Raw genomic sequence first — 13658 nt, forward strand, 5'->3', positions numbered from 1 at the left:
GCTCCCGGGTTCCTGTAGTCGCTTGCTCGCCCTCCAGCGCTCCCTCCATCCCCCCGCTCCTACAAAAAGCCCGTTTTCCAACCTGATTGAGCCCACCATGTCTGAAGCCAAGCGCCTGGCCGCCGAAAAAGCCATCGAGTACGTCCAGAAGGGAATGATCGTCGGTGTCGGCACCGGTTCCACCGTTGCCTACTTCATCGAAGCCCTGGCCCGCATCAAGGACCAGATCGAAGGCGCGGTCTCCAGTTCCGACCAGAGCACCGCCCTGCTCAAGGGCCACGGCATCGAGGTGCTGGACTTGAACCACACCGGCGGCCTGTCGCTGTACGTGGACGGCGCCGACGAGTGCGACGGCAACAAAAACCTGATCAAGGGCGGCGGCGCCGCACTGACCCGCGAGAAGATCATCGCCGAGGCCAGCAAGCAGTTCGTCTGCATCGTCGACCCGAGCAAGCAGGTCAAGGTACTGGGCAAGTTCCCGCTTCCGGTGGAAGTCATCCCGATGGCGCGCAGCCTGGTCGCCCGCGAGATCCTTGCCCTGACCGGCGGCCAGCCGGTATGGCGCGACGGCGTGGTCACCGACAACGGAAATCTGATTCTGGACGTGCACAACCTGGCCATCACCGACCCGGTGAAGCTGGAACAGCAGCTCAACCAGATTCCCGGCGTCGTTACCGTAGGTTTGTTCGCCCGCCGCCCGGCTGACGTAGTCATCATCGGCGGCGAGCCGCCGCAGGTGCTGTAAGCCTAACCAACACAGCTTCGGCTTGGCATTCGCTGTTGATTTGCCCTTGGCTTTGGCTTGGCTTCGGCTTTGGCTGTTGATTTGCCCTTGGCTTTGGCTGCTGCATTGGCTTTGGCAGCTGCTGCAGCCTTGGCTTGTTGCTCTTCCCTTCTCCCGCAAGCGGGAGAAGGTGCCCGAAGGGCGGATGAGGGGAAGCTTTTGACTTCCACCGAACCCGCCCGAAGGCTCCCCTAGAAACCAGGTCCCAACCATGCCCAAATCCTTCCTGCGCACCATCCTTGCCCTTTCCCTGCTTGCCCTGGCCGGTTGCGCAAGCGCCGACGGCAAGCACTGGGTGGAACTGGCCGGCACCCGTTACAACGTGGAACTGGCGCAGAACGACGAAACCCGCGCCCGCGGGCTGATGTTCCGTGACCAGATGGACGCCGATCACGGCATGTTGTTCGTCCACGACCGCGAAGAACCGCAGGCCTACTGGATGAAGAACACCAGGATCCCGCTCGACATCCTCTATTTCGACAGCCAGCGCCGCCTGGTCGGCCAGCAGCGCGATGTGCCGCCGTGCTCGGCCGGCGACATGTGCCCGCCCTACCCCAGCTTCAACCCGGCCCTGTACGTGCTTGAGCTCAACGCCGGCCAGGCCGCCAAGCTCAAACTGGAAGACGGCGCCGAGCTGACCTTCGGCCCAGGCATCGCCACCGGCAACTGACTGATACACACAAATTGAACAGCGCCGCCCTTGAACCGGCGCCGCTTTGCCGCCAGTCTTGGGGGCATGTCTGAAACACGCATTACCCTGCCGCAGTGGGAAGAACTGGCCGGCTTGCCCGATGAGGCACTGCCGCTGCTGCCGACTGCCTTGCTGATCGCCCGCGACGAATACCCGCAGCTGGACCCGGCCGCCTACGACCGCGTGCTGCAGGCCCATGCCGACCACCTGCGGGTGGAAGTGGACGCCATCGGTGAATGGCCGCTCAAGGTTGCCGCCATCAACAACCACCTGTTCAACGAGGTCGGTTACAGCGGCGACAACGAGGAGTACTACGACCCGCGCAACAGCTACCTCAACGAGGTGTTCGAGCGCCGTCTGGGCAATCCGATCTCGCTGGCGTTGGTACAGATTGAAGTCTCGCGCCGGCTCGGGCTGCCACTGGAAGGCATTTCCTTCCCCGGCCACTTCCTGGTGCGGCTGCCGGTGGAAGACGGCGTGCTGATCATGGACCCGTTCAACGGTGGTCGCCCGCTGGGTGTGGATGAACTACGCGAGCGCGCACGCAGCAATCTGGGCGGTGAAACGCCCGACGACAGCGTGCTGGCGCAGATCCTGGACCCGGCCCCGCACCGCGCCATCCTGATGCGCATGCTGCGCAACCTGCACGGCGTCTATGCCGAACGCGGCGAATGGGACCGCGCCGCACGCAGCGCCGACCGCATCCTCAAACTCGTCCCCGAGCAGGCCGATGCGGTACGCGATCGCGGCTTGGCCTACATGCAGCTGGAGCATCTGGCCGGCGCCCGCGCCGACTTGACGCGCTACCTGAAGATGGCCCCCGAAGCTGCTGATGCCGTCAGCATCCGCGAACGTCTGGTTGAACTGGGTGGCGAAAAGCCGAGGCTGCATTGAGCCTCGCTTTGCCCTGCCTTTTGTAGGAGCGGCGTCAGCCGCGAAGCCACTGCGGCATCCGAAGCCAGGGATCAACGCAACACCTCTGCAGAACCGGCTTTGCGCAGGGAGCCAAGACAATCCATCGGCAGGTGAATGTGCTTGGCCGACTTCGGATACCGCAGCGGCTTCGCGGCTGACGCCGCTCCTGCAAACCGGAGGTTGCGCGGCTCAATCCAACTCGACCATCTCGAAGTCATCCTTGGTCACGCCGCAGTCCGGGCAGGTCCAGGTGTCAGGCACGTCTTCCCAGCGGGTGCCCGGGGCGATGCCTTCTTCCGGCAAGCCGTCGGCCTCGCTGTAGATGAAGCCACAGACGACACACATCCAGTTGCGCAGGTTGGAGGCCGTAGCGTCGGACATCGGGGATAATCACCGGACAAAGAAGCGGCGTTGATTGTCACATTCCCCACGCCGTACCGGTAGCCATACATGACACAGCTTGCCGACGCCCGTGGCGTCTACCTGATCACCCCCGACGAAACCGACAGCACGCGCCTGCTTGAGCGGGTCCGCCCGCTGCTGCCCGGCACCACTTGGCTGCAATACCGCAACAAAGCGGTCGATGCGCCCACCCGACTGGCCCAGGCCACGGCACTGCAGGTGCTGTGCGCAGAAGCCGGGGTTCCGCTGATCATCAATGATGACGTCAGCCTTGCCCTGCAGGTCGGCGCTGCCGGCGTGCATCTGGGTGAAGACGACGGCGACATTGCTGCAGCGCGGGCACTGCTTGGCCCGCAGGCCATTATTGGCGCGTCCTGCTATGACGAGCTCGAGCGTGCCCAGCGCGCGGTTGCTGCTGGTGCCAGCTATGTGGCCTTCGGTGCCTTCTTCCCCAGCCGCAGCAAGGTCACCCCGCGCCGCGCCAGTCCTGAGCTGCTGCGACAAAGCGCCGCACTTGAGGTGCCGCGGGTGGCGATTGGTGGTTTGACCCCGGACAATAGTCGGCCTGTGGTGGACGCTGGCGCGGATCTGATCGCGGTGATCAGTGGCGTGTTCAGCGAGGCCGATCCGGTGGCTGCGTTGGACGCTTATCGCAGTTGCTTCGGGTCTGTCTGACCAGCCAAGCCCGCACGATCTCTGCCATTCCCTTCTCCCGCCTGCGGGAGAAGGTGCCCCGAAAGGGGCGGATGAGGGGGCTTTTGACGTTCGCTTGCTAGAAGCTTCCCCTCACCCCAACCCCTCTCCCGCAAGCGGGAGAGGGGCTAATGCAGAGCCCAGCTCTTCGTTGTTGTTGATACCTCAAAGGACTCACGCATGAACCACGCCCAATCCCACGCCCTGTTCACCCGCGCGCAGACCTTGCTGCCCGGTGGCGTCAATTCACCGGTGCGTGCATTCAAGTCGGTCGGCGGCGAACCCTTCTTCGTGCAGCGCGCCGATGGCGCCTACCTGCATGACGTGGATGGCAATGCCTACATCGACTACGTCGGCTCCTGGGGCCCGATGATCGTCGGCCACAACCACCCGTCCGTGCGCGACGCCGTGCAGCAGGCCATCGGTAATGGGCTGTCGTTCGGTGCGCCGTGCGCGGCCGAAGTGACCATGGCCGAGACCATCACCCAGCTGGTGCCGTCCTGCGAGATGGTGCGCATGGTCAACTCCGGTACCGAGGCCACGCTGTCGGCGATCCGTCTGGCGCGCGGCGCCACCGGCCGCAACAAGATCGTCAAGTTCGAAGGCTGCTACCACGGCCACGGCGACTCGTTCCTTGTCAAGGCCGGCAGCGGCATGCTGACCCTCGGTGTGCCGACCTCGCCGGGCGTACCGGCTGGGCTGAGCGAACTGACCCTGACTCTGCCCTACAACGATTTCGAAGCCGCCACCGCGCTGTTCGAGCAGCAGGGCGCCGACATCGCCGGCCTGATCATCGAACCGGTGGTCGGCAACGCCAACTGCATTCCGCCGCGTGATGGCTACCTGCAGCACCTGCGCGCGCTGTGCACGCAATACGGCACGCTGCTGATCTTCGACGAAGTGATGACCGGCTTCCGTGTCGCCTTGGGCGGCGCACAGGCGCATTACGGCATCACCCCGGACCTGAGCACCTTCGGCAAGATCATCGGCGGCGGCATGCCGGTGGGCGCCTACGGCGGTCGTCGCGAGCTGATGTCGCAGATCGCCCCGGCCGGCCCGATCTACCAGGCCGGCACGCTGAGCGGCAATCCGGTGGCCATGGCCGCTGGCCTGGCGATGCTGCAGCTGGTGCAGGCGCCGGGTTTCCATGAGCGCCTGACGGCGGCAACCAACACGCTCTGCGATGGCCTGGAAGCGGCAGCGCGCGATGCCGGTGTGGCCGTCACCACCACCCGCGTCGGCGGCATGTTCGGCCTGTTCTTCAGCAGCGAGAAGGTGGAGACCTATGCCCAGGCCATCGCCTGTGACATCAAGGCCTTCAACCTGTTCTTCCACGCCATGCTGGAGCGCGGTGTATTCCTGGCACCGTCTGCCTACGAGGCCGGCTTCCTGTCCAGCGCGCATGACGATGCGGTGATTGAAGCCACGCTGGCTGCAGCGCGTGAGGCGTTCAAGGTGGTCGCTGCGGGTTGATCAACCTACCGCGCGAATGATCGAAATAAAGCCCCTCTCCCGTTCACGGGAGAGGGGTTGTGGTGAGGACAGCTCTTGCTCTGAAGCTTCTCGAACCCAAGATTCGAGCAGCTCATCAGCTCACCCAAAAACCAGCTTGCCCTTCATCATTCCCCAGTGCCCCGGGAACGAACAGAAGAAGGTGTAGTCGCCACCACGCGTCAACTTGCTGGTCGCAAAGCGCACCTGCGTGGTCTGCCCGCCACCAATCACCGGCGTGAACGCGATCACCCGCGCATCATTCTTGGGCAGGTAACTGTCAGCCAGCGTCGAACGCATGCCAGCCGTCGCCACTTGCTGGAAATCGGGTGTGCGCGTCAGTACCCAGTTATGCCCCATCGCGGTCGCCGGCATCCTGCCGGTGTGCTTCAAGGTCAGGTCTACCTGCGTGCAATCGGCGGCAACCCGGATCTGCGGCACGGAGAACTGCATCCGGTCGTTGCTTTCGATGGTGACTGCACAGGTACGGGCCAGCGCAGGGGCGGCAGGCAACAGGCCCGCAAGGGCCAACAACAGCAGGCTGGAACGCTTCACGGTGAACTCCAAACGATGACAACTACAGTGTCCTGATTCTAGGCAAACCCCAAAGATTTCACCTGTGACGCGATGTCGCAGGCTGCGCGCAGCTGCCATGCCAGCGATACTGCAGCCCCGTTCCTGCCTTGCCACCCATGCAACGACCGCACGCCTTGCTGCTGGATTTCGACGGCCTGCTCGCCGATTACGATCACCGCATCCATCTGCGCCAGCTTGCCGACGCTGCCGGCTGCACACCCCAGCAGGTGGACGCAGCGTTGCGCACGGACGGGCTTGAGTTTGCCCATGCCCGCGGTGAACTGGAGGGTGAGCAGTTGTTGCAGGCATTGAATCAACGTTTGGGCAGCGCATTGGGCGCCGCGCACTGGCATGCTGCACGGCTCGCTGCCAGCAAGCTGCGCAGCGATTGCATGGCTGTGCTGGAGCACGTCCATGCGGATGTACAGGTTGCGGTACTGACCAACAATGGTCTGCTGACGCGGCCAGTGATCGAGCAGTTGCTGGCCGGCCGTCGCGTGCTGTGCAGCGCAGCGCTGGGAGTACGAAAACCCGATCCAGCGGCGTATCTCGCCGCCTGCGCGGCGCTTGGCTGTGCGCCTGAGCGTAGCCTGTTCGTCGATCACCTGTTCCGCAATGTGCAGGGCGCGCGTGAGGCCGGGCTGCGTGCCGATACGGCGTTTCATGCGCAGTCGCTACGACGCCTACTCAAGCGCAATCACCTGCTGCGTTGACCTGGCTCTCGCAGCGATTGAAATTCATTTGATATCCGTTGGCGACACTGGCCTCCCAAGCCACTGGAGCCACCGATGAACCTGCCCTCACGATTATTGCTGTCCCTCCTGCTGCTGGCGCCGGCATTGCCACAGCATGCATCGGCGGCAACCGACAAGGTACTGATTGTGGTCAGCGGCGAGGGCAAGGATGCCGGTAAACAGCGCCCCGGCTACGAGTTCGATGAACTGTCGCAGGCCTGGTTGGTATTCAAGGCCAACGGCCTGCAGGTGGAGGTCGCCAGCCCCAAGGGCGGCGCGGTGGAGGCCGACAAATACAACCCGGACGAACCCTTCAACGCTGCCTTGCTGGCCGATGCACAGGCGATGCGGCAACTGGCAGACACCAAGCCCACCACGGAGCTGAAGGCCTCCGACTACGCGGCCGTGTACGTGGTCGGCGGCAAGGGCGCGATGTTCGACCTGCCCCGCGACCAGGCATTGCAGCAGTTGTTGGGCACGGTCTGGGACAACGGCGGCATCGTCGCCGCGGTCTGTCACGGTCCGGCCGCCTTGGCCGAGGTACGGCTGGCCGATGGCAGCCTGCTCGTCGCGGGTCGCCAGCTCACCGGCTTCAGCAATGAAGAGGAGGCAATATTCGGCAAGAAGTGGACGGCCCAGTTCCCGTGGCTGCTCGAAGACGCGCTGCGCCAGCGCGGCGCGCGGTGGCAGGAAGCACCGTTGATGATGCCGAAGCTGGTGGTTGATGGCCGCTTGATCACCGGCCAGAACCCCTACTCCACCACCGCCGTGGCAGAAGCCATCGTGCGCGCCACTGGCCGCACACCGGTCGCCCGCACACCATGGCGCGATGAAACCAGCATGGCCCTGGTGGAACGCCTGTTGAGCGGCGACGTGCAAGGCGCACGTACTGCACTGGCGGCCGATGTCTCGCGCCATCACGTTGAGCTGATCGGCATTCTCGGCTATTACCAAGCACAGGCCGCAGCCAACGATGTCGCCCTGGAGCAGGCCTTGCAGGTCATGGAACTGGCCTTGCCACACATGCACGAGGCACAACTGAAACTTGCCGCTGCCCAAGCCCACCTCAAACTCAAGCGACCGGTGCAAGCTCGCGCCCTGGTACTCCAGGCACTGGCAAGCAATCCGAAGCTGGAACAGGCTCAAGCCCTCCTGCAACAGATCGACGGTTGAGCCATGCCCCTGCCTGCCCTGCGCATTCTGGTGATCGAGGACAACCGCCTGCTGCGTGACAACCTGCAGGCGCTGCTGTCCGCACATGGATTCCAGCCCAGCTTCGCCGCCGACGGCCGCAGCGGCCTGCAGATGGCGCTGACCGAACCACCGGACGTGCTGGTGCTGGATCTGGGCCTGCCCGGTTTGGACGGGCTGCAAGTCTGCCAGCGCCTGCGCGCCGAATCCGACCGGCATGTCCCGATCCTGATGCTGACCGCACGCGATGCGCTGGACGACCGCCTGCTTGGCTTCCGCAGCGGTGCCGATGACTACCTCGTCAAGCCTTTTGCTGGCGAAGAACTGGTGGCCCGCTGCCTGGCCTTGTCGCAACGCCATCGCGCCGGTCAGGAACATGTGCTGTGCATCGGCAGCCTGCGGATCGATCGCCGTAGCCGCGACGTGCAACGCCACTGCCAGCACATCGAGATGCACCAGACCAGCTTCGAGATCCTGCTGGCGCTTGCCGAAGCATGGCCGCGCACGCTGACCCGCAGCGATCTTGTACAGCGCCTCTGGGGCGACACCCCTCCCGACTCGGACCCATTGCGCACGCATCTCTATCTATTGCGCCAGATGCTGGACAAGCCGTTTCCCACACCAATGCTGAAGACCGTGCATGGCGTCGGCTTTCGCCTTGAGTCCGATGAGCGCGCGCCGCGATGAATCCATCCTCGACCCCACGCAAACGCCTGCGCAACCGGCTGATGCTGGCCTTTGCCGGCTTCACGCTGGTGGTTGCGGCACTGTTTGGGCTGTACGTGGCAGTGTTCGCCTATGCGGTTGAAGACATGTTCTTCAATGGACTGCTGGAGCGCGAAGCCAGCGAGCAACTGCAGCATCATGCGCAGACCGGTGGGTGGAAAGCGCCGCGCGAATCATGGATGCAGGTGATCGAGTCCGCGACGCAGCTGCCCGACAGTATCGCCGGCACCTTGGCGCGCGAACCGCGTCGGCGTGAATTCCCGGGCAGCGACGGCCGTCACTACCATCTGCAGCGCCTGCAGCCTGATGCTGCTGCCGAACCGGCCTGGCTGTTGGCCGAAGTGAGCCAGTTACTGGTTGTTCGGCCACAGCGCGCGGGTTTGCTGCAGCTGCTGATCTGGTCTGGCGTGGCAGTGATCGCGCTGGCCCTGCTGCTCGGCGCATGGCTGGCAGGTCGCACTACCGCACCGCTGTCGCGGCTTGCCCAGCTCGTCGACAACGCCGGCCCCGACCACCTACCCGCAGTGCATGCGCAGCGCTTTGCCGACGACGAAGTCGGCGTGCTGGCGCGTGGACTGGAGGCGTTGATCACCCGCATCCGTGCTTTCGTTATCCGCGAGCGCGAGTTCACCCGCGATGCCAGCCATGAGCTGCGAACACCGCTAGCCGTTATCCGTGGAACCACCGAGCGCCTTGCCCGTGATCCATCGCTGTCGCCTGCTGCACAGCAGGGGCTTTCACACATTCGCCAGTCAGCGCTGCAGCTGGAGCAAACGGTCAGCATGCTGTTGGCGCTGGCCCGCGAACAGGCGCTGCCTGCCACTGGCGAGCCGAACAGATTGCTGCCAGTAATCGAGCGCGTGATTGTCGAGCAATCACCGCTGCTGGACGACAAACAAATCGAGCTGGACATCGATGTCCCGTTTGCCGAAAACAGTACCTTGCCACCGACAGTACTGCAGGTATTGCTCGCCAATCTGATTGGCAACGCCTTCGCACATACGGCGGCCGGCACGATACGCGTCGCCGTCGAGAACGAACAGCTGCGCATCATCAACCCCGGTGATGGCATCAGCGACCAGGCATTGGATGCCTTCAGCAAGGGAGCGAACAGCGCTGGCTTTGGACTGGGTTTGGCGATCGTGCAGCGGCTTTGCGAGCAGCACGGCTTTGCCTTGGACATCCGCCACGATGACGGGCTGACGACGGTCGCCTTCCCGCTCATGCCAGCGCGAGCCACGCCATGAAGCCCCTTCTGCAGATTCTTCTGCTGTGCGTATCCGTCTTGGCGGCGCCTCCTGCGGCAGCCGATGACAGCAGCAAATTGCACGCTGACATGCAGCGCATCATCGATGAGGAAGGTCTGCAAGGTGTGGTCTGGACTACCGTCACCGCAGACGGCCGCGCTGCCAGCGGTGCCGCAGGGGTACGTGATGCAGTCACCCGCGCACCCATGCAGGCCTCAACGCATGTACACGTTGGCTCGGTTACCAAGGCCGTGCTTGCCCTTGGCGTGCTGCGCCTGGTCAGCCAAGGTCGCCTTTCATTGGAGACACCGGTGACACAGGTGGTTCCGGCAATCCGCTTCGACAATCCCTGGGAATCCACGCACCCGGTACGTGTGCACCACCTGCTTGCGCATACGGCCGGCCTGGAGAACCTCAAGCTCGGCCAGTTCTTCAGCCTTCGGGCAAGCGCTGACGTGCCATTGGCGATCGCATCTGGAACGGACCGCGCGCCGCTACGCGTCCTCAGCCAACCTGGCAGTCGCTTCAGCTACTCCAACCTAGGCTATACCGTGCTTGGGCAGGTGATCGAGGCCGTCAGCGGCGAACGCTACGAAACCTGGATGGACCGGGAAGTGCTGGCGGGGCTGGGCATGCGGGACAGCACCTTCACCTACACCGCGCAGACCGGTTCGCACACAGATCCGCATCTTGCAATGGGCCACTTTGAACAGGCGCGCCCTGCACCGGCCGTACCCACTTTTCTACGCCCCGCCGCGCAACTGACCACCAGCGCGGGTGACATGGCGCTGTTTGCCAGCTTCCTGCTTGGCGACGGCAGCAATGCGGGGCAGTCCTTCATCGCAATGGACCTGATGAAGGCGTTGGCCGCACCGACTGGAACCGAGGCCGTGCGCGCTGGTCTGCCACTCGGCCATGGGCTGGTGCTGGTTGGACGCGACCGGCACGGCCAGGTTGGCGGCTGCCATCCCGGCAACACCGTCGGCTACTGGGCGATGCTATGCGTATTTCCGCAGCAACGCAGCGCTTTCTTCGTTGCCACCAACACCGACAACGAAGACGCCAAGAACGAAAGACTCAACCAGCGGCTTGTCGAAGCACTTGCAATGCCGCCCATTGCTTCAGTGCAGGCCGCATCGCCCATCACAACCTCGATGTCAGAGTGGGACGGTTTCTACATCCGTTCACCACAGGCAATGCCTGCAATTGCGCCACTGCAGGCGCTGACCGACTTCGTTCGCGTGGATACTATTGGGGACAAGCTCCGTCTACGCTCGCCATCCAGAGATGCGCAGCTGCTACAGCCGCTCGGCAATCGGCTGTTCAGAGCGGACGGCCGGGTTCTACCCTCGCATGTGCTGTTGATTGGCGAAGACGGTGGTCGCGTTTTGAGCGACGGACTGCGCAACCATGTGCGGGTTCCTGCCTGGCGCATCATTGTGCCGGGGCTGCTGTTGTCCATCGCAATGGTCGGCGTTGTCATCATGATGCTGACCGGTGTTGTGTTGGCGATTCGCGGAAAGCTGCGCTGGCAACACCCGATTTTCCTGCCCGTGCTGGCCGGTACAGCCTTGCTGCTGCCAATAGCCCTGCTCTATCGACAATCCCTGCTGGAACTGGGTGACCGGACTGTAGCGAGTATGTCGCTGGCCGGCGTGAGCTTGCTGCTGCCGTTGGCGCTGGTGACAGGAACGGCAGTGGGGCTGCATGGATGGCGACGTGCCGACCGCACTACGCGGCTGCTGACAACATGCCTGTTGGCGACACTACCCGGTGCTGGACTGTTGGTTGCATGGCAGTTGCTGCCATTGCGACTGTGGCTGCTGTAAATGCCAGCGTCCTGACCCTTGCGCTGGCCGATACCGCAGATAAGCGATGCCCCCGAGTGACCGCTACAGGCGGTGCACGTCGAGGGCATCAAGTTTCCGCAGCACTGTACTCGCCAGTGCTATCGCTTGCTTCAGTTGCGTGAGCCGATATACGCCGCAATAGCCTCGCGCACGCGCTTCAGGCCTTCGGCCACTTCTTCGTCGGTGATGTTCAGCGCCGGCACAAAACGCAGCACACTGGTGCCGGCCTGCAGGATCAGCACCTGCTTTTCGGCCGCCAGATCCAGCAATACGCCGATGTCAGCTACGTAGTCGGGCTTGAGCACCGCGCCCAGCATCAGGCCCATGCCACGCACCTGCTCGAACACGCCGAACTCTTCGCCAATGGCTTCCAGACCGGCTTTCAGTGCGGCCGACTGGCGCAGCACATTGGCCTTGATCTCGTCAGACGACAGCTTGCGCAGCGCCACGCGGGCTACCGCAGCGGCCAGCGGGTTACCGCCAAAAGTGCTGCCGTGTGCGCCAACGCTCATCACGTCGGCAACCTTGGGACCAGCCAGCATCGCGCCGATCGGGAAACCACCGCCCAATGCCTTGGCCAGGGTGACGATGTCCGGGGTCACGCCCCAGTTCCAATGCGCGAACAGCTCACCGGTACGGCCCATGCCGACCTGGATTTCATCCAGCACCATCAGCGCGTCGTGCTGGTCGCACAGCTCGCGGGCACGGCGCATGAACTCGGCGCTGGCCGGCATTACCCCACCCTCGCCCTGCACCGGTTCGAACATCACCGCGGCAACATCGCCAGCGGCCATCGCTTGTTCAAGCTGGGCGACGTCATTGAAGTCGACATAGCGGAAGCCACCGGGCAGCGGCTCGTAGCCTTCCTGGTACTTCGGCTGAGCGGTAGCGGTCACCGTGGCCAGGGTGCGGCCATGGAAGCTGCCGCGGAAAGTCACGATGAAACGCTTCTCCGGGCCGCGGCCCTGCGCGCTGGCCCACTTGCGTACCAGCTTGATCGCCACTTCATTGGCTTCGGCGCCGGAATTGCACAGGAACACGCGCTTGGCGAAACGCGAGGCGTCCACCAGTTCCTGCGCCAGGTGCAGCGGCGGCTCGCTGTAGAACATGTTGCTGGTATGCCAGAGCTTGTCGGCCTGTTCGAACAGCGCAGCCTTCAGGTCCGGGTTGTTGTGGCCCAGGCTGCATACCGCGATGCCGGCGGCCAGGTCGATGAACTCACGGCCCTGCGTATCCCACAGTCGCGCGCCCTGGCCTCGCTCCAGCACCAGCTGGCGCGGGCGGTAGACCGGCAGGTAGTAATTGGACAGGGACAACAGCGGCTCGACGACAGCGGTCATGGCGTTCCAGATCAGTGGGTGTGAACGGCCCATTGTCCTCCATTCCGTGGGCCTGCGGCACAATGGGCACATGCGACTGTTCTCTGCCCCCCAACTGAACCCGGCCAGCGACAGCGGTTGGCGCCGCCGCTGGTTCGACATCATCCACCGCACCGATACCCCGCCCTCGCGCCGGTTCGACCTGCTGCTGGTCTGGGCCATCCTCGCCAGCGTGCTGGTGGTGATGTTTGACAGCGTGCAACACATCCACGTGGCCTGGGCCACCGGCTTCTATATCGTCGAGTGGGGATTCACCCTGCTGTTCACCGCCGAGTACCTGCTGCGCCTGCTGGTGGTGCGGCGGCCGCTGCGCTACGCGTTCAGTATCTGGGGCATCATCGACCTGCTGGCGATCCTGCCGTCCTATATTTCCTTCTTCATTCCCGGCGCGCAGAGCCTGCTGGTGGTGCGGGTGCTGCGCCTGCTGCGGGTGTTCCGCATCCTCAAGCTGACCCGTTACATCGAGGAAAGCGGCGTACTGATGGCGGCACTGTGGCGCAGCCGCCGCAAGATCCTGCTGTTCCTGTCAATGGTGGTGACCATCGCCATCATCGCCGGCGCTTTGATGTATGTGATCGAAGGCCCGCAGTACGGCTTCAGCAACATCCCCGCCAGCATGTACTGGGCGGTGGTGACAATGGCAACGGTGGGCTTCGGCGACATCGTGCCGCACACAACCTTGGGCCGTTTCATCACCTCGGTGCTGATCCTGATCGGCTACAGCATCCTGGCCGTGCCTACCGGCATCTACACTGCCGAGCTGGCCGGCAACATGCTGCGCGAAAGCCGCCGCGACAACCGCGGCTGCACGGTCTGCGGGCATGAAGGGCATGAGTTCAAGGCGCAGTACTGCAACCGCTGCGGGCATGAGTTGCCGGAGCATATTGAGCATTGAGCGGCTTGGCGCAGGGCGTGGGAACGGCTGTAGTGCCGAGCCATGCTCGGCAGGGGCCTTATCGGGAATGCATCTGCCGAGCAT

Annotated in this window: 14 protein-coding genes; 11 read left to right on the forward strand and 3 right to left on the reverse strand. The window is 63.9% G+C overall.

The annotated features are described in order from the left end of the window. Nucleotides 1-97 precede the first annotated feature (97 nt). The 3 genes from rpiA to ACVOK8_RS18010 all read left to right on the forward strand — a co-directional run bounded on the left by rpiA (nt 98) and on the right by ACVOK8_RS18010 (nt 2369). Nucleotides 98-745: a ribose-5-phosphate isomerase RpiA gene (gene rpiA, locus ACVOK8_RS18000; RefSeq protein ID WP_057629081.1), complete on the forward strand. Its 648-nt coding sequence runs from the start codon at nt 98-100 to the stop codon at nt 743-745. Nucleotides 746-995: 250 nt separating this feature from the next. Further along, nucleotides 996-1454 (forward strand): DUF192 domain-containing protein, encoded by a 459-nt coding sequence (locus ACVOK8_RS18005; RefSeq protein ID WP_481568020.1) that lies wholly within the window; start codon nt 996-998, stop codon nt 1452-1454. Between the two features lie 66 nt (nt 1455-1520). Then, entirely contained in the window at nt 1521-2369 is an 849-nt protein-coding gene (locus ACVOK8_RS18010) for a SirB1 family protein (protein ID WP_481568021.1), read from the forward strand. Between the two features lie 210 nt (nt 2370-2579). On the opposite strand, the gene ACVOK8_RS18015 is transcribed toward ACVOK8_RS18010, so the two are convergent. Then, nucleotides 2580-2771: a rubredoxin gene (locus ACVOK8_RS18015; RefSeq protein WP_282271680.1), complete on the reverse strand. Its 192-nt coding sequence runs from the start codon at nt 2769-2771 to the stop codon at nt 2580-2582. Between the two features lie 69 nt (nt 2772-2840). On the opposite strand from ACVOK8_RS18015, the gene thiE reads away from it, so the two are divergent. Both thiE and hemL read left to right on the forward strand, forming a co-directional pair. Next, nucleotides 2841-3467, forward strand: coding sequence for a thiamine phosphate synthase (gene thiE, locus ACVOK8_RS18020; RefSeq protein ID WP_481568022.1), 627 nt, complete (start codon nt 2841-2843; stop codon nt 3465-3467). Nucleotides 3468-3665: 198 nt separating this feature from the next. Continuing rightward, nucleotides 3666-4958: a glutamate-1-semialdehyde 2,1-aminomutase gene (gene hemL / locus ACVOK8_RS18025; protein ID WP_481568023.1), complete on the forward strand. Its 1293-nt coding sequence runs from the start codon at nt 3666-3668 to the stop codon at nt 4956-4958. 120 nt (nt 4959-5078) lie between these two features. Here hemL and azu read toward each other — a convergent pair whose 3' ends face one another. Continuing rightward, nucleotides 5079-5531: an azurin gene (gene azu / locus ACVOK8_RS18030; RefSeq protein WP_282271671.1), complete on the reverse strand. Its 453-nt coding sequence runs from the start codon at nt 5529-5531 to the stop codon at nt 5079-5081. 137 nt (nt 5532-5668) lie between these two features. On the opposite strand from azu, the gene ACVOK8_RS18035 reads away from it, so the two are divergent. The 5 genes from ACVOK8_RS18035 to ACVOK8_RS18055 all read left to right on the forward strand — a co-directional run bounded on the left by ACVOK8_RS18035 (nt 5669) and on the right by ACVOK8_RS18055 (nt 11279). Then, nucleotides 5669-6265 carry an HAD-IA family hydrolase gene (locus ACVOK8_RS18035; RefSeq protein WP_481568024.1) on the forward strand — a complete coding sequence of 199 codons (597 nt, stop codon included), beginning with the start codon at nt 5669-5671 and terminating at the stop codon, nt 6263-6265. A 75-nt stretch (nt 6266-6340) separates the two neighbouring features. Further along, the gene (locus tag ACVOK8_RS18040) at nt 6341-7459 is read left to right on the forward strand and encodes a type 1 glutamine amidotransferase domain-containing protein (RefSeq protein ID WP_481568025.1); all 1119 of its coding nucleotides are present in this window, start codon (nt 6341-6343) and stop codon (nt 7457-7459) included. A gap of 3 nt (nt 7460-7462) precedes the next feature. Continuing rightward, nucleotides 7463-8164 (forward strand): response regulator transcription factor, encoded by a 702-nt coding sequence (locus ACVOK8_RS18045; RefSeq protein ID WP_481568026.1) that lies wholly within the window; start codon nt 7463-7465, stop codon nt 8162-8164. Next, nucleotides 8161-9450, forward strand: coding sequence for a sensor histidine kinase (locus ACVOK8_RS18050; protein WP_481568027.1), 1290 nt, complete (start codon nt 8161-8163; stop codon nt 9448-9450). Before ACVOK8_RS18045 ends, ACVOK8_RS18050 begins: the two co-directional genes overlap by 4 nt. Next, nucleotides 9447-11279, forward strand: coding sequence for a serine hydrolase domain-containing protein (locus tag ACVOK8_RS18055; RefSeq protein WP_481568028.1), 1833 nt, complete (start codon nt 9447-9449; stop codon nt 11277-11279). Before ACVOK8_RS18050 ends, ACVOK8_RS18055 begins: the two co-directional genes overlap by 4 nt. A 131-nt stretch (nt 11280-11410) precedes the next feature. On the opposite strand, the gene ACVOK8_RS18060 is transcribed toward ACVOK8_RS18055, so the two are convergent. Then, complete coding sequence (locus ACVOK8_RS18060; RefSeq protein ID WP_481568030.1) at nt 11411-12640, reverse strand: acetylornithine transaminase; 1230 nt, start codon at nt 12638-12640, stop codon at nt 11411-11413. A 70-nt stretch (nt 12641-12710) separates the two neighbouring features. On the opposite strand from ACVOK8_RS18060, the gene ACVOK8_RS18065 reads away from it, so the two are divergent. Further along, nucleotides 12711-13574: an ion transporter gene (locus tag ACVOK8_RS18065; RefSeq protein ID WP_481568029.1), complete on the forward strand. Its 864-nt coding sequence runs from the start codon at nt 12711-12713 to the stop codon at nt 13572-13574. The last annotated feature ends 84 nt before the right edge of the window (nt 13575-13658 follow it).

It is taken from the genome of Stenotrophomonas sp. STEN083, from assembly GCF_056759195.1.

Excerpts from the sequence above, each read along its gene's own strand:
- rpiA (WP_057629081.1), top strand. The coding sequence starts at position 98 with ATGTCTGAAGCCAAGCGCCTGGCCGCCGAAAAAGCCATCGAGTACGTC.
- ACVOK8_RS18005 (WP_481568020.1), top strand. The coding sequence starts at position 996 with ATGCCCAAATCCTTCCTGCGCACCATCCTTGCCCTTTCCCTGCTTGCC.
- ACVOK8_RS18010 (WP_481568021.1), top strand. The coding sequence starts at position 1,521 with ATGTCTGAAACACGCATTACCCTGCCGCAGTGGGAAGAACTGGCCGGC.
- ACVOK8_RS18015 (WP_282271680.1), bottom strand. The coding sequence starts at position 2,771 with ATGTCCGACGCTACGGCCTCCAACCTGCGCAACTGGATGTGTGTCGTC.
- thiE (WP_481568022.1), top strand. The coding sequence starts at position 2,841 with ATGACACAGCTTGCCGACGCCCGTGGCGTCTACCTGATCACCCCCGAC.
- hemL (WP_481568023.1), top strand. The coding sequence starts at position 3,666 with ATGAACCACGCCCAATCCCACGCCCTGTTCACCCGCGCGCAGACCTTG.
- ACVOK8_RS18035 (WP_481568024.1), top strand. The coding sequence starts at position 5,669 with ATGCAACGACCGCACGCCTTGCTGCTGGATTTCGACGGCCTGCTCGCC.
- ACVOK8_RS18040 (WP_481568025.1), top strand. The coding sequence starts at position 6,341 with ATGAACCTGCCCTCACGATTATTGCTGTCCCTCCTGCTGCTGGCGCCG.
- ACVOK8_RS18045 (WP_481568026.1), top strand. The coding sequence starts at position 7,463 with ATGCCCCTGCCTGCCCTGCGCATTCTGGTGATCGAGGACAACCGCCTG.
- ACVOK8_RS18050 (WP_481568027.1), top strand. The coding sequence starts at position 8,161 with ATGAATCCATCCTCGACCCCACGCAAACGCCTGCGCAACCGGCTGATG.
- ACVOK8_RS18055 (WP_481568028.1), top strand. The coding sequence starts at position 9,447 with ATGAAGCCCCTTCTGCAGATTCTTCTGCTGTGCGTATCCGTCTTGGCG.
- ACVOK8_RS18060 (WP_481568030.1), bottom strand. The coding sequence starts at position 12,640 with ATGACCGCTGTCGTCGAGCCGCTGTTGTCCCTGTCCAATTACTACCTG.
- ACVOK8_RS18065 (WP_481568029.1), top strand. The coding sequence starts at position 12,711 with ATGCGACTGTTCTCTGCCCCCCAACTGAACCCGGCCAGCGACAGCGGT.